Here is a 19,902-nt window from a genome sequence, read left to right on the forward strand (position 1 = left end):
TGTACACAAGTAACATGCGTGCGTGAAAAACGTCAACCCAGAACGCCCCGGCGGCTGTAAGGGAACGATGGACAAGATCGAGGACTGCATCAGCTTCCTGCTCGGAAAGGCGCAGCAGCGGGTGACACGGCGCGCCAAGGAATTGCTGGCCGAGCACGATGTGACGCCGGTGCAGTACGCCGCGCTATGCGTGCTCTGGGAAAAGGACGCGCAGACGGCGGCCGAGCTCGGCGCGCGCCTTGTGATCGACAGCGCGACCATGACCGGCGTCATAGACCGGCTCGAGCGCTCGGGTCTGATCAGGCGCCACGCCGATGAGAGCGACCGGCGCATCTACCATCTCTACCTGACCGATCGCGGGCGGGCGCTGCGAGCCCCGCTGGATTCCGCGATGGAAAAGCTCAATGCCGAAGTCGTGGAACTCCTCGGCAAGGATTGGCCGCGCTTCCACCGCATGCTGCGCAAAGTTGGTACGTCTGGCTAGGGAAGCGGGAGCGGCAGCGGTGCGTCCTTGGAGACGCCGAGCACCGGAAAGCTCCTGATGGTGCGCACCTCAGCCATCGCCGAGAACTGCAGGAGCTGCTGGTGCATGCCCTGAACACCGGTTGCCACGCATTTGAGCAGGAAGTCTGCCTCGCCTGAAATGCGCCAGCACTGCTGCACCAGGGGCAGGCGGGCGATCGATGCCTCGAACGCCTCCAGCGTGGCCTGGTTCTGGCTGGTCAACTGTATCAGGACAAAGGACACCACCTCGTAACCGAGCGTCCGCTCGTCAAGGCTCGCACGGACGTCCCTGATCACGCCGCGGCTACGCAGCACACGGACGCGGCGCAGGCAGGCCGGCGCGGAGATGCCAACCCGCTGCGCCAGATCGTTGTAGCGCAGCCGGCCGTCCTGCTGAAGCTCGGACAAAATCTTCCGGTCGATCTCGTCGAGCTCGGCGCGCTCCGTCATGAATGCCTCGTGCGTTGACGAACGAATTATCCTGCGGCGACACGCCGGGTTGCCCTACGGCTGACGCGGGCAGGGGGAGTGGCCGCCTGCGGCGCAATGCCCGACAGCACCAGCTTTTCATGGGTGGCGATGATGGCTTCCTTCGAGAGCCGGCCGCCGGGACGATACCAGGTGCAGGGCCCGGTCAGCATCGCCAGGATCGCAAAGGTCGCGACCTGCACATCCACCAATTCGAAGACGCCCTGCGCAACACCTTCCTCGAGGATGTCGGCAAGGCGCCGCTCATAAGCCTCGCGCAAGGCGATCACCGCCGCATAATTCTTCGGCTCCAGGCTGCGCAGCTCGGAATTGGCGATGTAGACCTCGCGCTTGCGCGTCATGTGATAGCTGACGTGGAAGGCAACGAAGGCGCGGATTTTTTCCTCCGGACCGCTCTTGCCGTCGAGCGCAAGATCGAGCTGGCGCAGCAGCTCGTTGATATGGTGCTGCACCAGGTCGAACAGCAATTCCTGTTTGGTGCTGATGTGGTTGTAGAGCGAGCCCGCTTGGATGCCGACCTCGGCGGCGAGCTGGCGCAGGCTCATGGCCTCATAGCCATGCTCGAAGATCAGGCGCGTTCCGGCTTTGCGGATCGCCTCCAGCGTCGTTGGACCGTGTGAGCCGATCGTGCGCGCCATCGGGACCCTCGCGGGAGCGTTAGAAAGAGCGGGAAACTAGCGAACGATCGTATGTTTATAGTCGGAAAATCAAGCGAAATCAACGTGCTATAACCTTGGTAATCGCTCAATGTTGAGCCTCTTGAGAGGATGATAAAAAAACGTATGATCGTTTCGATATAGGATCCATAGCGACGGGAGGAATCATGGCGTCGAAACCGGCGGCAGTGGTCAATTTCGCAAGGCGGGAATCATCCGGCTTGAGTGGCGGGCCCTATCGCGCGATGAGCCGCGATATTCTAGTTTGAAGATTGTCGAAACACGCGGCAGAAAAGCGCAACATGCAGCTTCATTCCACGATCGATCCCAAATCCCAGGAATTTTCCGGCAATGCCGAGGTGATGCGCGGCCTGGTGGCCGAGCTCCGCGACAAGCTGAGCCAGGTTGCGGGCGGCGGGGGCGAGGCGTCCCGTATCAGGCATACCTCGCGCGGCAAGATGCTGGCGCGCGACCGCGTCGACCTCCTGGTCGATCCCGGCACCGCATTCCTGGAATTGTCGCCGCTCGCGGCCAATGGCCTCTATGGCGGCGACGTGCATTCGGCGAGCGTGATCACCGGGGTGGGACGCATCTCGGGCCGCGAATGCATCATCGTCGCCAATGATGCCACCATCAAGGGCGGCACCTATTACCCGATGACGGTGAAGAAGCACCTGCGCGCCCAGGATATCGCGCGGCAGAACAATCTGCCTTGCGTCTACCTGGTCGATTCCGGGGGCGCCTTCCTGCCGTTGCAGGACGAGATATTCCCGGACGAGCGCCACTTCGGCCGCATCTTCTACAACCAGGCGCAGATGTCGGCCGCGGGCATCCCACAGATCGCGATCGTGATGGGCTCCTGCACCGCCGGCGGCGCCTATGTGCCGGCGATGTCGGACGAGAGCATCATCGTACGCAATCAGGGGACGATCTTCCTTGGCGGCCCGCCATTGGTGAAGGCCGCGACCGGCGAGGTCGTCACCGCGGAAGAACTCGGCGGTGCGGACGTGCATTCGCGGCAGTCCGGCGTCACCGACCACTACGCGCAGAACGATGCGCACGCGATCGGCATCGCCCGGCGTATCGTCGCCACATTGAAGCCGCCGGCGCGCGCCGCGCTCAACATGCGCGAGCCGCGGGAGCCGCTTTATCCGGCCGAGGAGATCTATGGCGTGGTCTCCTCCGACGGTCGCAAGCCGTTCGACGTTCACGACATCATCGCGCGGATCGTCGATGGCTCCGAGTTCGACGAGTTCAAGCGGCTTTATGGCACCACGCTGATCTGCGGCTTTGCCCATATCTGGGGCTTCCCGGTTGGCATCATCGCCAACAACGGCATCCTGTTCAGCGAGAGCTCGCTGAAGGGCGCGCATTTCATCGAGCTGTGCTGCCAGCGCGGCATTCCGCTGGTGTTCCTGCAGAACATCACCGGCTTCATGGTCGGCAAGAAATACGAGGCCGGCGGCATCGCGCGCGACGGTGCCAAGCTCGTCACTGCGGTGGCGACCGCCGGCGTGCCGAAATTCACCGTCGTGATCGGCGGCTCGTATGGCGCCGGCAATTACGGCATGTGCGGCCGCGCCTACAGCCCGCGCTTCCTCTGGCTGTGGCCGAATGCGCGCATCTCCGTGATGGGCGGCGAGCAGGCCTCGATGGTGCTGAGCCAGGTCCGGCGCGACAATATCGAAGCCAAGGGCGACACCTGGTCGGCGGAGGAAGAGCAGAAGTTCCGTGCGCCCATCCGCGCGCAATATGAGAGCCAGGGCAATCCCTATTACGCGACCGCCCGGCTCTGGGACGACGGCGTGATCGATCCCGCCGACACGCGCCTTGTGCTCGGCCTCGGGCTATCGGCCGCCGCCAATGCGCCGATCGAGCCGACGAAGTTCGGCCTGTTCAGGATGTGACGATGGACCGCTCAAAGCTCTACCGGCGTTTTCGCACCCTGCTGATCGCCAACCGCGGCGAGATCGCTTGCCGCGTGATCCGCACCGCCAAGGCCATGGGCCTGCGCACCGTCGCGGTTTATTCCGAGGCCGACCGCGATGCCCTGCATGTCGCGTTCGCCGACGAGGCCGTGCTGCTGGGCCCGGCCCGGGCGCGCGACAGCTATCTCAACATCCAGCGCGTGATCGAAGCGGCGCGCGAGACCGGGGCCGAGGCTGTTCATCCCGGCTACGGCTTCTTGTCCGAGAACGCGGAATTCGCACAAGCCTGCTTCGAGGCAGGGTTGGTGTTCGTCGGCCCGACGGCCGAGATGATGAACGCGATGGGCTCGAAATCCGGCTCCAAGGCGCTGATGGAGAAGGCGGATGTGCCGCTGGTGCCCGGCTATCACGGCGAGGCGCAGGACGAGGCCACTCTGGCGAATGCCGCGGAGCGTATCGGTTTCCCGGTGCTGGTGAAGGCCTCGGCCGGCGGCGGCGGCCGCGGCATGCGGGTGGTCAATTCAGCAGCCGAGCTGTCGGCTGCAATCATCAGCGCCAAGCGCGAGGCCAAGGCGGCATTCGGCGACGACCGCATGCTGATCGAGAAATACGTCCAGAACCCGCGCCATATCGAGGTGCAGATCATCGGCGACAGCCATGGCAATCTGCTCTCGCTATGGGAGCGCGAATGCACACTGCAGCGCCGGCACCAGAAGGTGATCGAGGAAGCGCCGTCGCCGACACTGAATGCCACCCAGCGCGAGACCGTCTGCGCCGCCGCGCGAAAGGCGGCCGCGGCTGTCAATTACGTGGGCGCCGGCACCATCGAATTCGTCTCCGATGGCAGGGACGTGTTCTTCATCGAGATGAACACGCGCCTGCAGGTCGAGCATCCCGTCACCGAACTGATCACCGGCGTCGATCTCGTGGAATGGCAACTCCGCGTCGCCTTCGGCGAGAAGCTGCCGCTAACCCAGAACGAAATCAAGCTGAACGGCCACGCCATCGAGGCGCGGGTCTATGCGGAAAATCCGCAGAAGAATTTCATGCCGTCGGTCGGACGCATCAAGACCTGGCGCACGCCGGAGGAGGGCGACGGTTTGCGCATCGATGCCGGCTATCGCAGCGGCGACAACGTCTCGCCGTATTATGACGCGATGCTCGCAAAGGTGATCGCGTGGGCGCCGACGCGCGAGATCGCGATCGAGAAGCTCAATCGCGGGCTGGAAGAAACCGACGTCCGCGGCATCGTCACCAACATCCCGTTCCTGTCGGCGCTGGTGACGCATCCTGCTGTGGTTGCGAATGCCATCGATACCGGCTTCATTGAGCGCGAACTGAAGAGCCTGGCCGCAGAACGTGGGGCTGCCGGTGCGTTCGAGCTGTGCGCCGCGGTCGCTGCGATCTTGAATGAGGAGCAGAAGGCTGCACGGAAGGAGGCGCATTCGCCGTGGCAGACCTTCGGCTGGATGCCGGTCGGCCAACGGCAGCGGGTGTTTTCGTTCCGGCAGGGGCAGGGCGCGGAACAGAAGGTGACGCTGCGCTACGGCAACGGGCCGTCGACGGTGTCGGTCGGCGATCGCACGTTCGCGCTGGCGCTGGCGCCGTCCGCGGATGAGGGCTTTGATCTGACGCTTGATGGCACGAAATCCGGTGTGGTGGCCGTGATCGAAGGTCACGAGCTCTATTTGCGGACCCGCAACGGCCGCTTCGACCTGCACTGGGTCGATCCGTTCGGCGGCGAGACCGAGGAGCAGGTCGGCGAGGACAAAATCGTCGCGCCGCTGCCGGGCACCGTTGTCGCCCTGCTTGCCGAAGAGGGCGCGATGTTGGAGAAGGGCGCGGCGATCCTGACATTGGAAGTGATGAAGATGGAACAGACGTTGCGCGCGCCGTATGCCGGCGTGCTGAAGAAGCTGAAATGCAAGGTGGGCGATATCGTCGGCGAGGGCGTCGAGCTCGCCGAAGTCGAGCCGGTGGCCGCGTGATGAGCGAGCCCGTCCGCATCGTCGAGGTCGGCCCGCGCGACGGGCTGCAGAACGAGAAGACGCCGATCAGCGTCGCCGATCGGATCGCCTTCATCGAGCGACTGATCGGCGCCGGCTTGCCGATCGTCGAGGTCGGCGCCTTCGTGTCGCCGAAGGCGGTCCCGCAGATGGTGGGATCGGCCGAGGTGCTGCGCGGCGTCAGCCATCTTCCCGGCGAATTCCACGTGCTGGTGCCGAACGAGAAGGGCTATGAGGCCTCGCAGGCCGCCGGCGCCAAGGTGATCGCGGTGTTCGCCTCGGCCTCCGAAGGTTTCTCGCGCGCCAACATCAATTGCTCGGTCGCGGAATCGATCGAGCGCTTCAAGCCGGTGCTGGCGCGTGCCAAGGCCGACGGCATCAAGGTGCGCGGCTATATCTCCTGCGTGCTCGGCTGCCCCTTCGACGGCGAGGTGAAGCCGCAGGCGGTCGTCGACGTTGCCAGGACGCTGTGGGATCTCGGCTGCTATGAGATATCGTTAGGCGACACCATCGGCGTCGGCACGCCGGTCAAGGCGCGGCACCTGATGCGAGCGGTCGCCGGCGAGGTACCGGCACAAAACCTCGCGATGCATTTCCACGACACCTACGGCCAGGCGCTCGCCAGCCTCTACGCCGGCATGGAGGAGGGCGTCCGAGTCATCGATTCCGCCGCCGGCGGCCTCGGCGGCTGCCCCTATGCACCCGGCGCCACCGGCAATGTCGCGACCGAGGACGTCGTTTACATGCTCGAGGGCATGGGCATCAAAATCGGCGTCGATATTGACAAGCTGCTCGCCGCAACCAACGAAGTGAGCCGTTTGCTCGGCCGTCCGCCGGTAAGCCGCGTCGCCAACGCGCTGAACGCGAAGAAGAAACGCTAGCTTCGCAGGGTGGGCAAAGCGAAGCGTGCCCGCCATCCGCCATCCGCCCTCCGCAAGAAGTGGTGGGCACGCTCCGCTTTGCCCACCCTACAATTGATTGCCGTCATTGCGAGCGAAGCGAAGCAATCCATTGCCGCCACTGGCGCAAGCGGCGAGATGGATTGCTTCGCTTCGCTCGCAATGACGGATGAAAGTTACCGCACGCTCTCCGGCCCCATCACGAGATCCGGCAGCCACGTCGAGATTCCCGGGAAGAAGCAGAGCAACAGCACCGCCAGCATCATCAGGAGCACGAACGGCAGCGTGCCCCAGATCACCTCGCTCAAGGGAATATCGGGCGCGACGTTGCGGATGACGAAGATGTTCAATCCGACCGGCGGATGGATCAGGCCCATTTCCATCACGATGGTCATCACCACGCCGAACCAGATGATGTCGAAATTGGCGGCGCGGAGCGGCGGCAGGATGATCGGCGCGGTCATCAGGATGATCGAGACCGGCGGCAGGAAGAAGCCGAGCACGATCACCATGAGGAGGATCGCCACGAGCAATTCCCAGCGCGGCAGGTGCATCGCGACGATCGCCTCCGCGGCCGACTGCGAGATGTGCAGATAGCTCATCACGTAGGAATAGAGCAGCGACATGCCGATGATCATCATCAGCATGGTCGACTCGCGGATGGTGGATTTCAGGATCGGCTCGAGCTCGCTCGGCTTCCAGACGCTATAGATCACCGCGATCAGCCCGAGCGCCAACAGCCCGCCGAGGCCGGCGGTCTCCGACGGCGTCGCGTAGCCGCCATAGAGCGCGATCATCACGCCGGTCAGGAGCAGCACGAACGGCAGCACCCGCGGCAGCGCGTTGAAGCGGTCGGCCATCGTGAACTCGTCGCGCTGCAGGATCGCGGCATCAGCACCGGTCGCGTCATAGGCGGCGCGCGCGGCCGCATACTCCTTGCGGAAACGGAACATCGCGTAGATGCCGAACAGCGTCACCAGCAACAGGCCCGGTCCGATGCCGGCGAGGAACAGGCGCCCCAGCGATTTCTCCGCCGCGACTGCGAACAGGATCATGGTGATCGAGGGCGGCAGCAGGATGCCGAGCGTGCCGCCGGCGGCGATGATCCCTGCGGCAAAGCCGCCGGAATAGCCGCGCTTGCGCATCTCGGGGATGCCGGCCGAGCCGATCGCCGAGCAGGTCGCCGGCGAGGATCCCGCCATCGCGGCAAACAGCGCGCAGGCGAACACGTTGGCAACCCCGAGCCCGCCGGGCACGCGGTGCAACCAGGCGTGCAGCGCCGAATAGAGATCCTGGCCCGCGCGGGATTTGCCGATCGCCGCGCCCTTCAGGATGAACAGCGGGATCGACAAGAGCGTGATCGAGGCCATCTCCTCGTAGACGTTCTGCGTCACGGTATCGAGCGAGGCCGTCGGCATGTAGATCGCCATGAACACGACGGCGACTGCGCCCAAAGCAAACGCAATGGGCATGCCCGAGAACATCGCAAACAGGGTGGCAAGCCCGTAGCTGATGCCGATCCCAAGTACAGTCATCGGCGCGCACCACCCATCATGGGAATGATGATCTGCAGCAGGAGCTGCAGGCACAGCAGCGACATACCCAGCGCCATCAGCACGTAGGGGATCGCAAGCGGCGGCGACCACATCGAGTTCGAGACTTGGCCATCGACATAGGCTTCATGCGCCAACGTCCAGGATTTCCAGGCAAAGAAGGCACAGAAGGCCAGGCTTGCGACATCGACCAGCCACAGCCTAATGCGATTTGCGAGCGGCGACATCAGCCCGACGAAGGCCTCGATGCTGACATGGCCGCGCTGGGCCTGCACATAGGCCGCCGTCATGAAGGTCGCGCCGACCAGGAGGAATACCGCGGCCTCGTCCTGCCAGTAGTTCGGGCTATGAAACAGCGCGCGGCCGAGCACGCTGTAGCTCAGGATCACGCAGGCCGCGATCAGCGCGATGGAGGCGAAGACGACGATGATGTTGTTGCAGATGCCAAGCCCGCGCGACAGCGCTGCCACGAGTGCATTGCCCGTGACGGCGGTCTGGCGTTCGGCTTGATCCGCGACCGGACCATGCATCATGCGGCGACGTCGCTTGCGAGCTTCAACAGATTAGCTGCCGTCGCGGTTTTAGCACCATAGTCCTTCCAGGCGGTATCGCGCGCAATGTCGCGCCACTTGTTGACGGTGACTGCGTCAAGCGCGCTGACCTTTGCCCCGGCCTTCTCGTAGACCTTGGCGACCTCGACATCGTCGTCCTGCGCGCCCTTCTTGCCGAAGGCCTCGAGCTCCGCGCCGACCGCAAGGATGACGTCCTGCTGCTTCTTCGGCAGCTTGTCGAAGATCGCTTTCGACATCATGAGGGGCTCCAGCATGAACCAGTAGGAGGTGCCGGCGCCGGAGGTCAGCGATTTCGCGACTTCCTCCAGGCGGAACGAGATCAGGCTGGTGGAGGAGGTGATGCCGGCGTCGCAGGCACCGGTCTGCATCGCAGCATAAAGCTCGTTGGAGGGCACCGACAGCACGGCCGCGCCGGCCGTCTGCAGCACCATGTCCATTTCGCGCGAGCCGCCGCGCACCTTCATGCCCTTGGCGTCCTCGGGCGCCACGATCGGCTTGGAGCGGCTGGCGACGCCGCCGGCCTGCCAGACCCAGGTCAGGAGGATGATGCCCTTATCCGCCAGGAAGTCGGAGAGCGCCTTGCCGACCGGTTCCTTCTTCCAGCGCAGGCCTTGGTCGTAGGTCGTGACCAGGCCCGGCATCAGGCCGATATTGGTCTCCGGCAGTTCGCCCCCGGCATAGGGCATCGGGTAGAGGCTGATATCGAGCGCGCCCTTGCGCATGGCCGAGAACTGCGCATTGGTCTTGATCAGCGAGGAATTCGGATAGACTTCGGCAGCGATCTCGCCGCCCGAGCGCTTCGCCACCTCAGCGGCGAACATCCGGCACAGCCGGTCGCGAAAATCGCCCTTGTCGATGGTGCCGCCGGGGAACTGGTGCGAGACTTTCAGCGTGGTCGCGGCATGAGCGGTTCCGACGCCGAAGCGCAGCACCGCGGGCGCGGCAAGCGCCGTGGCAAAAAGGTGACGGCGAGTGAGCATAAAGTTTCTCCCATTGGCAAAAGCTGTTCTTGTTTGGCGATAAGGCGGAACTTGAGGGCCGCATTTAGGCGAATTTGCCAGAATTTTCTCTAGGCTGATAGTTTGAGGCGGCTTGGGCGCTTGGCGCCAAAGCGTCACACCTGGGTAGGCGTTGCTGCACTGCACAGTGCGGGGCGAGCGCCTGATTTTCAGGCTCATTTTTTTCGGTGATAACAGTGCGTTAGAGAATACAAACTGTCTAATCAGCTAACGAAAATCAACGAGTTACGTCGGATTAGTCTAACCGTCGGGCCAGCCTGCGCCGTCACGTGACGGCAGGCCCAGCCGTGAAGGTGCGCTGCCACATCACCTGCCGAGCTTTTTGATCACGCCCGCGCTCGGGCCATGTGGCAGTTGCGTGCCTGCTCTTGGATGGCTTTCGCCCACAACGAAAGACGATCCTCCAAGGTGATCTGTTGCTTCAAACGACGCCGCTGGATGATCATAACGCGCCTCCCACGTTTGACTAAGCGGGAGCGCCGTCGGGCGTTCTCATCACCAACTGATGCCACCGCCCGCGCGGTGATCCAGAGAAAATGCCGTGTATAAGGCGAGGTCTCTGCAACAAATGTTAGTTCGGAACTTGGATTAGCAAGGGGCTCGCTCTGGCGCGAGCCTGTATACCTCCCCAGGCTTGAGGTTGCGTCCCTCCAAAAGCCTGTGCTGCTGTTGGGTAAGAACTGCCGATACAATTTCAGCTGTCCAACCTTCAGGAACAGCCGCGAGCACCAGCGTCAACGCCTGGCTCGGTTTGGCGAATGCTACCCACATCTGCTTCGCAGCCGACGCGTCGTCTGAGGTCACTTCAACGACAGTGAAGGAATTTCCGAACGACTCTGCCATGCTTGGCTAATCCGGCAGCCCGATGCGAGTTGCAAAGCTAATTGCGACCGGGAAGTCGAACTGGACCCGCAATCAAACGATACGTGGGTACCCACGCACTGTTCCACGATTCCATGGTCGTCCCGCAAACCGAGCACTCGAAGCTGGCAATCTGCCGACCTGGGGCCATTGCCTCGCTTCGGCTATAGACCGCTCCGCATTGGCAGGATCGGTGATGAGCTTCCGGCATGCTTGTTTATGCACCCAAACGGCAAAATTGGCTGCAATGAGAAAAATGGAACTAGGTCAATAAGGTGGGCAGCCGGTTTGACCGAGGACGGAGCAGCAACCGATACCCCCAACCGGCTGACCCGACCGTTGTGGACGAATACGCGCCCTACTAAGGTGGCGGCGAACTCTTCTGAGGTGAGCGGCAAGTATGCATCTGGAAGATTTGTACCGGCTCCTGCGCAGCGAGCACGTCCAGGCGCAAGGGATCGTTGATACCCTGGAGGAGCCCCTCCTGGTGCTTGACCAGACTGGTTGTGTCCTCACGGCCAATCGCGGCTTCTATGAAACCTTCAGGGTGGCACGGGATGACACCGTTGGGCGCAGTCTGTTCGACCTCGGTAACGGTCAATGGGACATACCGGAACTCAGACGCCTTGTTAGCGAGATCATTCCCCGGTCTACCGCTGTCGTCGGCTACGAAGTAACGGGGGAATTCCCGACCATCGGTCCCCGCACAATGCTGGTCAGCGCGCGCCGTTTGGTTCACCCCGACAATAACAGCACGAGCATCCTGATCCTGTTCGAGGACGTGACCGACAGACGGCACAGCGACGTTCAAAAAGACATTCTCCTCGCGGAAACGCGCCACCGGATGAAGAACCTTCTCGGGATCGTGCGCTCTCTCGCCAATCAGACTGAGGTGGAGGGACGGTCAGCCAAGGAGTACCGTGACGCCTTCTTGGGGCGCTTCCATGCTGTGGCCGAAGCCGAGACCCTCGCCCTCGCGGGCGGCGCTGAAGCCGATCTGAGTGCCCTGGTGGAGCAATCGTTGAAGGCCGCGGGTCCAGAGCGATACCGGGTGATCGCCGGACCGGCAGTGCGACTCAAGCCGCCGCAAGTCGTGCCGATGAGCCTCATTCTGCATGAACTCGTCACCAACGCCTGGAAGTATGGAGCGTTCTCCAGGCCGGGAGGGCTCGTAAACCTGAGCTGGCGCACGTCGGAAGAGCAGGGCAAGACCTTCCTCCACATCAAGTGGGGAGAGGAAAACGGCCCGCCCGTCACTCCACCAACTCGCTCCGGCTTCGGCTCAAGGCTGATCAATCTCAGCGCCGTGCAGGGCTTACGCGGCACCGTGGAACTGAAGTATGAGCCAACCGGTTTAAGGGTTCACATCACCGCGCCTGTGGAGCCTTGAACCCCGGGGACACATCGTGCACGACGCTCCCCAAATATTGGTTGTCGAAGACGAGTACCTCATCGCATTGGAGCTCGACACTGAGTTGAGGACTGCGGGATACCGCGTCATCGGTCCGGTCCCAGATATTGACAGCGCTTTGGAGCAGTTGAAGGCTGAAAGGCCCGACGCTGCCATCCTCGACGTCAACTTGGTCGGACAATGGATCACTCCCGTCGCGGAAATGCTCAAGGCGATGTCTGTGCCGTTCATTCTTGCCAGCGGCTACGCCGCGGCCGACCTCCAAGCCCATCCAGTCCTGCGAGATGCTGTCAATGTGGGGAAATCGTGGAGACCCGAATTTCTCCTGAAGGCTCTTCGTGACGCACTAGACGGGGCGTGAGCTTGTCCCTTCTGGCGCTCTCGGTCGCATTGGCCTCACGAGAGCTAGGAGGACTTCGGCTTCGGGCCATTCGGGACCGGCAGGCTGGACGGCTGAACTCGTGGTTCAACCCCTGACGCAAGAGCAGAAAAGGCTGTTCGAGGAGCTGAAGCTTAGGCCGGGAGATGTTTACATATTAGGCGGATAGCTGGTTCAATTCGAGGCAAGGGTATCGCTCTTCCGACTACATCGACATGTTCAATAGGCGCGGGTGCATCCGGAACGTTGTATGATGGATGCAAAGCAGGAGATTCAATGAGCATTGTAAAACGTCATCTGGCCGAGCAAGAAGAACGCCTGGTACTGATCGAGGAAATTTGCATCGATACAGGGGCGCTTGTCTTGGATACCGCCACCGACGAAGTCTACTTCTCTGCAGACGAAGAGGCGTACAAGAACGCCTACGTCACCGTGTTTCAGGCCTGGGCGAAGGGCACGATCAAGGGCACCGCGGAACAAGTTTTCGAGGCCACGAAATCCATTCTTGAGGACTAGACATTCCGCCTAGTACACAAGAGGCCAAATAGATCGGTAAACGTTGAGGTAAAAACATGTCACACGCCTATAAGCTAAATGAAGATGTTCGTCATCAACCTCAAGGGCCACAAGGACGCGCCGCAACTGATCCGCCGATGATTTACACTATCGTACAGCATATGCCCATCGAGTCCGATGGACGACTTAGGTACCGTATCAAATGCAAGTCCGAGAAGATCGAGCGCGTCGTTACGGAAGATCAGCTTTCGTATTTTCAATGATCTCCGCATCATTGCCGCATGCGTCCATCGGCCTCCGACAGTATCGGGAGGCAGCTAGGAGGAAAAATGTCAGACCGGCGGGAGCTCTATCGTAGCCCAAATGGCGACGCATGGTTCATCGCACGCGAGCCGACAAACGGTTACGCTTTCATCATCCACCAGCCCAATGCGCCCTCTGGTGGCCGGTTATCTCACGTCGAGTTGGGGGAGTTCTTGCGTGACGGCAAGGGACCCGAACAACAAGCATTGTTGCGATTGATCGGAACGCTGGTCGAGATACCGCCGTTTGCGTAAGATCCTAACACTCATTGATCATGGCCGCATCGCCTTATAGCGCCGATGGCGATTTAAACCGCTACTGCCAACTTGAAAGCGAGTTGATAAAACTACCTCGGCCACCAGCGAGAGTGGCGGCTTTGGTTGGGGCAGTTGCTAAGAGCAGAGGTGACAGCCAGACCTTCAGCGCAAGCCAGAAGCGTCAGACCGACGCGATAGCTGAAGGAATGAGATATCGAGTCACTTCGCGTAGCCCTGTGATCGGAGCCAAGCGATACGACGCTCTCCATTCATCCAATCGTCAATATCGGCTTTGCTCGTGAAGCCCGTTATCTCTCGGGCTTCTGCGCCCGGGTACTCGGCGATAATAGCCCAGTCGCCCTCAGATTTGCGAACTGGTTTGAAGCTCACTTTTGCTTTTGCCATGCCGAACTATGGAGGAAACTGGACGAAAAGGGAACCTCGTCGAAGAATGAATTTTCCATGATGCCTTGAGGCAGAGAAATCAGGTGATCAAAAAACTCGACCCACTCAAATCGAGAACATAAATGTCTAACCCGAGACGGAAACTGTCTAACCGGCCTAGCTGTGTATCGCTAAGCCATTGATTTTATGGTGCCCAGGGCGGAATCGAACCACCGACACTGCGATTTTCAGGCAGCGCGCCAGTCTGCACACCGCTTCAAGACTTTGTGACGGGGTAACAAGGGCCGTTTTGGCCACGTCGAGGGGAGAGCGGCAGACGTCGCTCCATGATCAACCCAACAAGGATGACCACCATGACCTTCTCGACCCGTATCGGCCTCGGCGTCTCCGCCGCTCTCGTTGCCCTCAGCGTTGGGCTCTCGCCCGCAGCCTTTGCCCAGGACAAGATGGGCAAGGAGGACACCATGAAGAAAGACACGATGTCCAAGGATGCCATGTCCAAGGACGCCATGTCGAAGCATGACGGCATGAAGAAAAGCGACGGGATGATGAAGAAGGACGATGCGATGAAGAAAGACGACGGCATGAAGAAGAACTGATCGCCGTCTCGTCTGAGAAGGACTCACCGCGAGCGCTTCTCGCGGAGAGTCCTTTTACATCGAGTATCGAGGGCAAGCTTTGCTGGTCTCGATGGTGTCGCAGCAAAGCGTCACCTCTTTTTCTTGCCGCGCTCCTTGCGGGCGGCGTAGCGCGCGTCGCGCTTGGCCTTCTGTTCGGCCTCGAGCGCGGCCAGCCGCGCGATTTCCTCTTCTTTCTCGCGGGCGATTCGTGCCGCGTCGGCGGCGGCAGCCTCTTCCTCAAGGCGCTTCTGCTCGGCCTTGGCTGCTTCCCGCGCAAGCCTTGCCTGCTCCCGGTTGGCGGCAAGTGCCGCGCGCTCGGCGGCGCGCGCCTGCACCGCGGGATCATCGGGCCCGGGACGGGAACGGAATTTTTGCAAAATGTTCTGCCGGGACTGCTGCGCAGCCTTCTGGCGGTCGGAAAAGTTCGGTTCCTTGAAGCCGCTCATAGAGAGCCTTGTTATCTTCACTGCTGGTTGGAGGAATGATGAAAATCGGGTTCGGCACAGCACATAAGTGAACCCGGGGCAAAATGCCAGCGTCCAATTTGGCATGCCAAATGGGGGAGCTATCCGTAGCCAGCAATGTGCGCGCGGGAGAAGTGAGCCTACCCCCCGAGAGTAACACGGCGATGCGCGTCGAACTTCGCTAAAATTCTACGCGACCTAGAAGCTGTCGCGGTGGCGGGAGGTTCCCAGCACCCTGGCGACCGTCTGCGCCGTCATGGCCACGCGATCGGAGGTCCGCTGCGCTTCTAACTTGTCCCGGGCTTTCTCGTGGATCAGGAGCTGGATCAATTCGAGCCGCTTGCTCTCGTCGACCGCTTCCGCCAGCAGTTTCTTGTAGCGATGATAGTCGTAGCCCGTTTCTTGTTTACCCATGTTGTTTACCCATGGCACGCTCCGCACACGCGCTTCCCTGAAGGCGCGCAGTGTTGAGCAGCGCGGGGACGCGCGCAACGGATTTGCGACACTTATGCCCAGGCTTTGCAGATGTGATCTGAAGTTGTTGTGATCACACGGGCACTTGCGAAGCAGCTACTGCAACCACGATCTCTTCTGCGGTGACGGTGCGGGAACCGACACGATCATGACAGACCCGAGGGGAGGCGGCAGCCGCCGCGGCGCGATTGCCGGTCTCTTGATTGCGGCCGCGATGCTGGCAGCGGGCTTGTGGCTGGCGCGCGAGCTGACCGCGGCGAGCAAGATGCAGGACTGCCTGATGTCCGGGCGGACCAACTGCAACGTGATCCAGCCGGCGCAATAAGCGGCCGGCGCCAGCGCTAAAACGCCGCGGGGCGACTGTGATTCCGATCACAGGAAGAGGGGCGACGAGGTCCTATGCTCCGCGCAAACTGAACAGGAACGATCGCATGATCCACCAACTCTATAGCCGCAAGGGATTAGCGCTGCTGGCCGCCATCGTCGTGATCGGCCTTGGCGTGGCGCTCCTGTCAGCCGGCAGCCTCTCTCAGGAGACGGTGGCGAGCGCGGCGCTCGGGCCGGGGTGGCAATGCAGCCGCATCGCCTTTGTCATGACGACCTGCACCAGGGATGCAAGGCCGGAGCGCGCGCGTGCGCACGCGGAGCAGCCGTCGCCCGGTTAGGCTTCCCGTTGATCGACAGGTCAGCACGCATCGCGTGTGACCGCCGCAACATAACCGCGGACGTGACCGCTATACCCTGAGATTCGCGCGGACCTTCCCGCGTTGGCGCGAGGCGGGCTTTCGTGGTCTAGTGCGTGCATTGCACGAAGCGACTGGCGTTCGACACTCTTGGAGTTTTCCGTCCGATAAGCAGTAATTTGCGCCTCACGGGATGGCTGACCGCGATCGGCCGTCAGTGGTTGCGCTTACCCATGCAAAGGCCGTGATCGTACGGACTTGCCCGTTATCGTTTCCTGACATCCAAATGCGTTGTGCGGGGCATTCAATCCTCGTGATTGATTGCCACGCGTTCACTCGTCATTCGGTTTGTCGGTTCAATGTCGCATCATCTGCTGAAGGCCATCGACGCCATCTATCAATCCGCGGCGGAGCCGTCGCATTGGCCGGTGGCCCTGCAGAGCATTGCCGATTGCCTCGACGATGTCGGCGCTATCCTGCTCTATGGCAGGGACGACGGAAGTTTTGGCGCCATCCAGTCCGCCTCGCTCGATGTGATCGCGGAAGAATACATGCGCGAGTGGACGTTTCGGGATATCCGCGCGATCCGTGCGCGCGAGCGCGGCTATTTCTTCAATCGTGATGTCCTGACCGACCGCGACGTCGTCTCCGACGAGGACATCGCAACCGACCCCTTCTATTCCGAGCTGCTTCGGAAACACGGCCTGAAATATTTCGCCGCCGCAACGGTCTCGCCGGATGCGAAGATCGAGGTGGCGATGAGCATCCAGCGCGCGAGCAGCAAGCCGGTCTATAGCGACGCCGAGCTCGATCTCGTGGCCCAACTCGGCCGTCACGTCGAGCGCTCGCTTCGCCTTGGCATTCGCCTGATGGACTCCGAACTAAGCAAGCTTGGCCTCGGCGCCGCGCTCGCGAGGTTGGGAACCGGGGTCTTTGTGCTCGATTCGGTCGGCCGCGTGATCTTCTCCAACCCGAAGGCGGAGTCGCTGCTCGGGGATGGGCTCGAGATCGTGGAGGAGAAGCTTGCCGCGGGATCGCTGGCGCTGAATTCGCCGGCCTCCGCGGCGATGAAACGTCTCGCGGCGTACCGCGCCGAGGATGTTCTGGCTGGCGAAAAGCCGATCATCGTGCACCGGCGGACGTCGGGACGGCCGCTTGCGCTCTATGTCCTGCCGGTCTCGATGGCGGCCAACAGCATCAACCAGTTCCTGACCCAGGCCAGGCTGCTCATCCTTGTCGTCGACCCCGACAACAGCAGCCCACCGGACCCGTCGCTGATCCGCGATGTGCTCGGCCTGACGCTGGGCGAGGCCAGGGTGACGGCGCTGGTCGGCACCGGCCAGTCGCCGCGCGACGCCGCCGACAAGCTCGGCATCACCGAGGAGAGCGCCCGGACCATCCTCAAGCGCGTGTTCTCCAAGGTGGGCGTGTCGCGGCAAGGCGAACTGGCGGCGCTATTGGCGCGGCTGGTGCTCAGATAGCCCGGTTGCCGGCGCAAGGCCCGGCAGGCCGGCCGTATCGCCCTCGAACGCCAGAGAAAATCATCGGACAGTTCCCATTTGGGGAATGTCGGCGCGCCCGCGACCGGTGAAGAGATCAGCATGACCGACGGTCGGGTGAGGCCGGGGCCAGCAGCGCCTCACCTCCGACGATGGCAACGAGACCAAGCTTTGGGAATTGGCGCGCCCGGGTTTTGCTCGGGGCGTGGTTGGCGGGGCCAAACCACGCGGCGGCATTGATCTTCGCCGCTCGCGTCAGCTCTGCCCCAATTCAGGCCATTGTTCCAAGGCCGAAAACGGCGGCGAATTCACCGGCAGGACATTCCGGCTTCCATCTCGCCCCAGAAGCCGCACTGCGTGGCGGGCCTTGCGTGCAGTTCGTTCCGGAGTACCAGCAGGCAGGCCCCCACCAGAAGGGCAGCCGAGAGCGTGACAAGCAGTTTTCTCATCGAGTTCCAGTGAATCGCGGACGGGAATCTGCGAGCCGCCTTAAGGCATGCCGGCGCCGCCAGCAAGGCGCACTGGACGCAAACCTGCCCATCTTCTCTGGCCGCCAATAACCGGCAGCCCGCCTATCCACCCGAACAGGGGGGCTACGCCGTTGCCGTCAGTTGGCCCAGGCGGTCGCTCAGCGCCCGGATGGTCGATTTGAGATTGTCCCGTCGCGTCGAGAGCGTTCTGGCGAGCAGCGGATATCGCGGGTCCGCAGCGTTGCTGACCCCTCCGGAGGCTTCCTCCGTCGCGATATCGCAATCGAGGATCCGGACAGACCTTTGCAGATCCTTGAGCATCGTCTGGATGACGATGACGTCACGTAACGCGGTGATGCTGGAATTCCCAGTCTGAGACGCGGCACCCATGGGCATTGCTCCCGCTTGATCCAACTCGGCGCAGCCTCGTCGGGGGCTGCAGTGTCGGAGCAGCGATTAGCAAGACCTTTGCCAAATTCGGCAACGAGGGATTAACCATGCCAAAGCGCCTCCCGCGTGCCTCTCCAGCGGTCGCGCGAGCCGCGGAGCCTTGCCCCGGAAGACGTCTCGCCCGAGCGCGCTACTCATCAAACGGCCCCAGGGTGCGCTGGGGCCGCCAACCTTGGAGGTTTTCCTCCGGCCGGTGGGGGTAGGGGGCGTTCGACCGGAGGCTGGGATTCGACGCTGGCCCCGCGGTTTCGTTCCTCGCCCGGCGGACACTACCTGCCGACGCGCGCCAGGCCGTCGGCGATCCGGCTCTTTTTCCGCACCTTGATTCTGAAATCCTCGATCCGTTTTCCCAACCTCAGCTGCGCGACCAGCCACCGCGGCTTCTTGCCTCGACCAGCCCAGGTTTCCGATGGCTGATCAGGATTACGGTACTTGGGCTGTATCTCCGGATATGGCCGATGCGCCGAAGCGGGGACCCGCAGCTTCCTCAGACGATCTTCCAACTGCGCCTTCATCGACAGAATCTTCTGTCGCAGGACGCCAGCGAGTTCGACACGCAACGTCCACAGACGGTCAGAACTCATCCGCTTGAGTTCGGTTCGTCTCATGACATAACTCCATCACGATCCCAACCTCATAATGATCGCTCATTATCCACCCGCCTCCCGCTGGGTACGCTGCGACAAAACGTGCCTCAACAATGACGAATCCGTGTAAGAGTGCATCATCGTCTGCAAGATGATTTGATGATCAAATTCGTACCTTGCGAACCTTTCTGCAGCCCTCGCGCAATTGCGCAAGAAAGCGACCATCGATATCAATCGGGACGGCGGCTCTCTCTCAGCTCATGATTCTTTCGCGATGGCTCATCATCTGTTGTTCCTGTGCACGGGCAATTATTACCGCAGCCGGTTTGCAGAAGAGCTATTCAATCACCGCGCAGGGCTGGCCGAGTTGAACTGGCGCGCCTTCTCGAAAGGGGCCGCGGAAAGGGGATCGCCCGACAACGTCGGCCCAATGTCGCCTTTCGCTCTCGATGGTCTGCAGGCCAGGGGCATCCGGCCGGTCGGAAACTTGCGGTACCCTCAACCCTGCACTCTGCCTGACCTGGAGAGCGCGGATCTGATCATCGCGCTGAAGGAAGCAGAGCATCGGCCGCTCATCGAACGGCGTTTTCCGGAGATGGCGGACAGAGTGAGATACTGGCATGTGGACGACGTAGACGTCGCCAAGCCTGCCATTGCCTTGGCCTTGATCGACCGCCACGTCGACGATCTATTGGGCTCGCTTTCGGACGCGCGCGCGTCCTGAACGGCGCGGATCGTCTTCATCGTCAGGCGTAGCGCAGCCGTCGTCGGAGGCAGCCTAACGGAGATCGATCTGCCGGCCGTCGTGGGTGTGGAAGACTAGAGCGTGATGAAGTTAGGTTCGTGCATATCCTGAGTTTGCCAAGTAGCTTGCGCATTCTTTGGGCGTGAAGAGCT

General features: G+C 61.9%; 23 protein-coding genes. 13 read left to right on the forward strand and 10 right to left on the reverse strand.

Annotation, left to right across the window (positions count from 1 at the left end):
* Positions 1-67: 67 nt before the first annotated feature.
* Positions 68-484 carry a MarR family winged helix-turn-helix transcriptional regulator gene (locus AC5ZGW_RS23830; RefSeq protein ID WP_130225709.1) on the forward strand — a complete coding sequence of 139 codons (417 nt, stop codon included), beginning with the start codon at positions 68-70 and terminating at the stop codon, positions 482-484.
* On the opposite strand, the gene AC5ZGW_RS23835 is transcribed toward AC5ZGW_RS23830, so the two are convergent.
* A complete protein-coding gene (locus tag AC5ZGW_RS23835) occupies positions 481-954 on the reverse strand; it encodes an Lrp/AsnC family transcriptional regulator (protein ID WP_130225710.1) in 474 nt (157 codons plus the stop codon). The genes AC5ZGW_RS23830 and AC5ZGW_RS23835 overlap by 4 nt on opposite strands.
* A 26-nt stretch (positions 955-980) precedes the next feature.
* Complete coding sequence (locus AC5ZGW_RS23840; protein ID WP_130225711.1) at positions 981-1,631, reverse strand: TetR/AcrR family transcriptional regulator; 651 nt, start codon at positions 1,629-1,631, stop codon at positions 981-983.
* A gap of 320 nt (positions 1,632-1,951) precedes the next feature.
* Between AC5ZGW_RS23840 and AC5ZGW_RS23845 the strand changes: the two genes are divergently transcribed.
* Genes AC5ZGW_RS23845 through AC5ZGW_RS23855 form a run of 3 tightly spaced genes read left to right on the forward strand, consistent with a single transcriptional unit; the run spans position 1,952 to position 6,464 of the window.
* Entirely contained in the window at positions 1,952-3,556 is a 1,605-nt protein-coding gene (locus tag AC5ZGW_RS23845) for a carboxyl transferase domain-containing protein (RefSeq protein WP_130225712.1), read from the forward strand.
* Positions 3,557-3,558: 2 nt separating this feature from the next.
* Positions 3,559-5,565, forward strand: a complete 2,007-nt coding sequence (locus AC5ZGW_RS23850; protein ID WP_130225713.1) for an acetyl/propionyl/methylcrotonyl-CoA carboxylase subunit alpha — start codon at positions 3,559-3,561, stop codon at positions 5,563-5,565.
* Positions 5,565-6,464 (forward strand): hydroxymethylglutaryl-CoA lyase, encoded by a 900-nt coding sequence (locus tag AC5ZGW_RS23855; RefSeq protein WP_130225714.1) that lies wholly within the window; start codon positions 5,565-5,567, stop codon positions 6,462-6,464. Before AC5ZGW_RS23850 ends, AC5ZGW_RS23855 begins: the two co-directional genes overlap by 1 nt.
* A gap of 194 nt (positions 6,465-6,658) precedes the next feature.
* Here the strand turns inward: AC5ZGW_RS23855 and AC5ZGW_RS23860 are convergent, their stop codons facing one another.
* The 3 genes from AC5ZGW_RS23860 to AC5ZGW_RS23870 are packed head-to-tail and all read right to left on the reverse strand — an operon-like array spanning position 6,659 to position 9,587.
* On the reverse strand, positions 6,659-8,017 hold the full coding sequence (locus tag AC5ZGW_RS23860; RefSeq protein WP_130225715.1) for a TRAP transporter large permease: 1,359 nt from the start codon (positions 8,015-8,017) through the stop codon (positions 6,659-6,661).
* Complete coding sequence (locus tag AC5ZGW_RS23865; protein ID WP_130225716.1) at positions 8,014-8,568, reverse strand: TRAP transporter small permease; 555 nt, start codon at positions 8,566-8,568, stop codon at positions 8,014-8,016. Before AC5ZGW_RS23865 ends, AC5ZGW_RS23860 begins: the two co-directional genes overlap by 4 nt.
* Positions 8,565-9,587, reverse strand: a complete 1,023-nt coding sequence (locus tag AC5ZGW_RS23870) for a TRAP transporter substrate-binding protein (protein ID WP_130225717.1) — start codon at positions 9,585-9,587, stop codon at positions 8,565-8,567. The genes AC5ZGW_RS23865 and AC5ZGW_RS23870 overlap by 4 nt, the downstream gene beginning before the upstream one ends.
* Before the next feature lie 1,300 nt (positions 9,588-10,887).
* Between AC5ZGW_RS23870 and AC5ZGW_RS23875 the strand changes: the two genes are divergently transcribed.
* The 5 genes from AC5ZGW_RS23875 to AC5ZGW_RS23895 all read left to right on the forward strand — a co-directional run bounded on the left by AC5ZGW_RS23875 (position 10,888) and on the right by AC5ZGW_RS23895 (position 14,357).
* Complete coding sequence (locus tag AC5ZGW_RS23875; protein WP_130225719.1) at positions 10,888-11,877, forward strand: sensor histidine kinase; 990 nt, start codon at positions 10,888-10,890, stop codon at positions 11,875-11,877.
* A 16-nt stretch (positions 11,878-11,893) separates the two neighbouring features.
* Complete coding sequence (locus AC5ZGW_RS23880) at positions 11,894-12,259, forward strand: response regulator (protein WP_245474692.1); 366 nt, start codon at positions 11,894-11,896, stop codon at positions 12,257-12,259.
* A 294-nt stretch (positions 12,260-12,553) separates the two neighbouring features.
* Complete coding sequence (locus AC5ZGW_RS23885) at positions 12,554-12,793, forward strand: hypothetical protein (RefSeq protein ID WP_130225720.1); 240 nt, start codon at positions 12,554-12,556, stop codon at positions 12,791-12,793.
* A 329-nt stretch (positions 12,794-13,122) separates the two neighbouring features.
* Positions 13,123-13,350 carry a hypothetical protein gene (locus tag AC5ZGW_RS23890; protein WP_130225722.1) on the forward strand — a complete coding sequence of 76 codons (228 nt, stop codon included), beginning with the start codon at positions 13,123-13,125 and terminating at the stop codon, positions 13,348-13,350.
* A gap of 761 nt (positions 13,351-14,111) precedes the next feature.
* Entirely contained in the window at positions 14,112-14,357 is a 246-nt protein-coding gene (locus tag AC5ZGW_RS23895; protein WP_130225724.1) for a pentapeptide MXKDX repeat protein, read from the forward strand.
* A gap of 110 nt (positions 14,358-14,467) precedes the next feature.
* Here AC5ZGW_RS23895 and AC5ZGW_RS23900 read toward each other — a convergent pair whose 3' ends face one another.
* Both AC5ZGW_RS23900 and AC5ZGW_RS23905 read right to left on the reverse strand, forming a co-directional pair.
* Entirely contained in the window at positions 14,468-14,824 is a 357-nt protein-coding gene (locus tag AC5ZGW_RS23900; protein ID WP_130225725.1) for a DUF6481 family protein, read from the reverse strand.
* A gap of 216 nt (positions 14,825-15,040) precedes the next feature.
* The gene (locus AC5ZGW_RS23905; RefSeq protein WP_130225726.1) at positions 15,041-15,256 is read right to left on the reverse strand and encodes a hypothetical protein; all 216 of its coding nucleotides are present in this window, start codon (positions 15,254-15,256) and stop codon (positions 15,041-15,043) included.
* A 208-nt stretch (positions 15,257-15,464) separates the two neighbouring features.
* Here AC5ZGW_RS23905 and AC5ZGW_RS23910 point away from each other — a divergent pair, with 208 nt between their 5' ends.
* The 3 genes from AC5ZGW_RS23910 to AC5ZGW_RS23920 all read left to right on the forward strand — a co-directional run bounded on the left by AC5ZGW_RS23910 (position 15,465) and on the right by AC5ZGW_RS23920 (position 17,480).
* Positions 15,465-15,641, forward strand: a complete 177-nt coding sequence (locus tag AC5ZGW_RS23910; RefSeq protein WP_165435193.1) for a hypothetical protein — start codon at positions 15,465-15,467, stop codon at positions 15,639-15,641.
* Between the two features lie 106 nt (positions 15,642-15,747).
* A complete protein-coding gene (locus AC5ZGW_RS23915) occupies positions 15,748-15,981 on the forward strand; it encodes a hypothetical protein (protein ID WP_028166817.1) in 234 nt (77 codons plus the stop codon).
* A gap of 377 nt (positions 15,982-16,358) precedes the next feature.
* Positions 16,359-17,480 (forward strand): helix-turn-helix transcriptional regulator, encoded by a 1,122-nt coding sequence (locus tag AC5ZGW_RS23920; RefSeq protein ID WP_028166818.1) that lies wholly within the window; start codon positions 16,359-16,361, stop codon positions 17,478-17,480.
* Between the two features lie 326 nt (positions 17,481-17,806).
* Here AC5ZGW_RS23920 and AC5ZGW_RS23925 read toward each other — a convergent pair whose 3' ends face one another.
* The 3 genes from AC5ZGW_RS23925 to AC5ZGW_RS23935 all read right to left on the reverse strand — a co-directional run bounded on the left by AC5ZGW_RS23925 (position 17,807) and on the right by AC5ZGW_RS23935 (position 18,933).
* Complete coding sequence (locus tag AC5ZGW_RS23925; RefSeq protein WP_165435194.1) at positions 17,807-17,947, reverse strand: hypothetical protein; 141 nt, start codon at positions 17,945-17,947, stop codon at positions 17,807-17,809.
* A gap of 144 nt (positions 17,948-18,091) precedes the next feature.
* Positions 18,092-18,358 (reverse strand): hypothetical protein, encoded by a 267-nt coding sequence (locus AC5ZGW_RS23930; RefSeq protein ID WP_245474693.1) that lies wholly within the window; start codon positions 18,356-18,358, stop codon positions 18,092-18,094.
* 329 nt (positions 18,359-18,687) lie between these two features.
* A complete protein-coding gene (locus AC5ZGW_RS23935) occupies positions 18,688-18,933 on the reverse strand; it encodes an H-NS histone family protein (RefSeq protein WP_463328029.1) in 246 nt (81 codons plus the stop codon).
* Positions 18,934-19,210: 277 nt separating this feature from the next.
* Here AC5ZGW_RS23935 and AC5ZGW_RS23940 point away from each other — a divergent pair, with 277 nt between their 5' ends.
* The gene (locus AC5ZGW_RS23940) at positions 19,211-19,729 is read left to right on the forward strand and encodes an arsenate-mycothiol transferase ArsC (RefSeq protein WP_245474694.1); all 519 of its coding nucleotides are present in this window, start codon (positions 19,211-19,213) and stop codon (positions 19,727-19,729) included.
* Positions 19,730-19,902 lie beyond the last annotated feature (173 nt).

Source organism: Bradyrhizobium sp. Crot121, from assembly GCF_059512385.1.

What these genes read in the sequence shown, in the direction of transcription:
- AC5ZGW_RS23830 (WP_130225709.1), top strand. Translation starts at nt 68, where the DNA reads ATGGACAAGATCGAGGACTGCATCAGCTTCCTGCTCGGAAAGGCGCAG.
- AC5ZGW_RS23835 (WP_130225710.1), bottom strand. Translation starts at nt 954, where the DNA reads ATGACGGAGCGCGCCGAGCTCGACGAGATCGACCGGAAGATTTTGTCC.
- AC5ZGW_RS23840 (WP_130225711.1), bottom strand. Translation starts at nt 1,631, where the DNA reads ATGGCGCGCACGATCGGCTCACACGGTCCAACGACGCTGGAGGCGATC.
- AC5ZGW_RS23845 (WP_130225712.1), top strand. Translation starts at nt 1,952, where the DNA reads ATGCAGCTTCATTCCACGATCGATCCCAAATCCCAGGAATTTTCCGGC.
- AC5ZGW_RS23850 (WP_130225713.1), top strand. Translation starts at nt 3,559, where the DNA reads ATGGACCGCTCAAAGCTCTACCGGCGTTTTCGCACCCTGCTGATCGCC.
- AC5ZGW_RS23855 (WP_130225714.1), top strand. Translation starts at nt 5,565, where the DNA reads ATGAGCGAGCCCGTCCGCATCGTCGAGGTCGGCCCGCGCGACGGGCTG.
- AC5ZGW_RS23860 (WP_130225715.1), bottom strand. Translation starts at nt 8,017, where the DNA reads ATGACTGTACTTGGGATCGGCATCAGCTACGGGCTTGCCACCCTGTTT.
- AC5ZGW_RS23865 (WP_130225716.1), bottom strand. Translation starts at nt 8,568, where the DNA reads ATGATGCATGGTCCGGTCGCGGATCAAGCCGAACGCCAGACCGCCGTC.
- AC5ZGW_RS23870 (WP_130225717.1), bottom strand. Translation starts at nt 9,587, where the DNA reads ATGCTCACTCGCCGTCACCTTTTTGCCACGGCGCTTGCCGCGCCCGCG.
- AC5ZGW_RS23875 (WP_130225719.1), top strand. Translation starts at nt 10,888, where the DNA reads ATGCATCTGGAAGATTTGTACCGGCTCCTGCGCAGCGAGCACGTCCAG.
- AC5ZGW_RS23885 (WP_130225720.1), top strand. Translation starts at nt 12,554, where the DNA reads ATGAGCATTGTAAAACGTCATCTGGCCGAGCAAGAAGAACGCCTGGTA.
- AC5ZGW_RS23890 (WP_130225722.1), top strand. Translation starts at nt 13,123, where the DNA reads ATGTCAGACCGGCGGGAGCTCTATCGTAGCCCAAATGGCGACGCATGG.
- AC5ZGW_RS23895 (WP_130225724.1), top strand. Translation starts at nt 14,112, where the DNA reads ATGACCTTCTCGACCCGTATCGGCCTCGGCGTCTCCGCCGCTCTCGTT.
- AC5ZGW_RS23900 (WP_130225725.1), bottom strand. Translation starts at nt 14,824, where the DNA reads ATGAGCGGCTTCAAGGAACCGAACTTTTCCGACCGCCAGAAGGCTGCG.
- AC5ZGW_RS23905 (WP_130225726.1), bottom strand. Translation starts at nt 15,256, where the DNA reads ATGGGTAAACAAGAAACGGGCTACGACTATCATCGCTACAAGAAACTG.
- AC5ZGW_RS23910 (WP_165435193.1), top strand. Translation starts at nt 15,465, where the DNA reads ATGACAGACCCGAGGGGAGGCGGCAGCCGCCGCGGCGCGATTGCCGGT.
- AC5ZGW_RS23915 (WP_028166817.1), top strand. Translation starts at nt 15,748, where the DNA reads ATGATCCACCAACTCTATAGCCGCAAGGGATTAGCGCTGCTGGCCGCC.
- AC5ZGW_RS23920 (WP_028166818.1), top strand. Translation starts at nt 16,359, where the DNA reads ATGTCGCATCATCTGCTGAAGGCCATCGACGCCATCTATCAATCCGCG.
- AC5ZGW_RS23925 (WP_165435194.1), bottom strand. Translation starts at nt 17,947, where the DNA reads ATGAGAAAACTGCTTGTCACGCTCTCGGCTGCCCTTCTGGTGGGGGCC.
- AC5ZGW_RS23930 (WP_245474693.1), bottom strand. Translation starts at nt 18,358, where the DNA reads ATGGGTGCCGCGTCTCAGACTGGGAATTCCAGCATCACCGCGTTACGT.
- AC5ZGW_RS23935 (WP_463328029.1), bottom strand. Translation starts at nt 18,933, where the DNA reads ATGAAGGCGCAGTTGGAAGATCGTCTGAGGAAGCTGCGGGTCCCCGCT.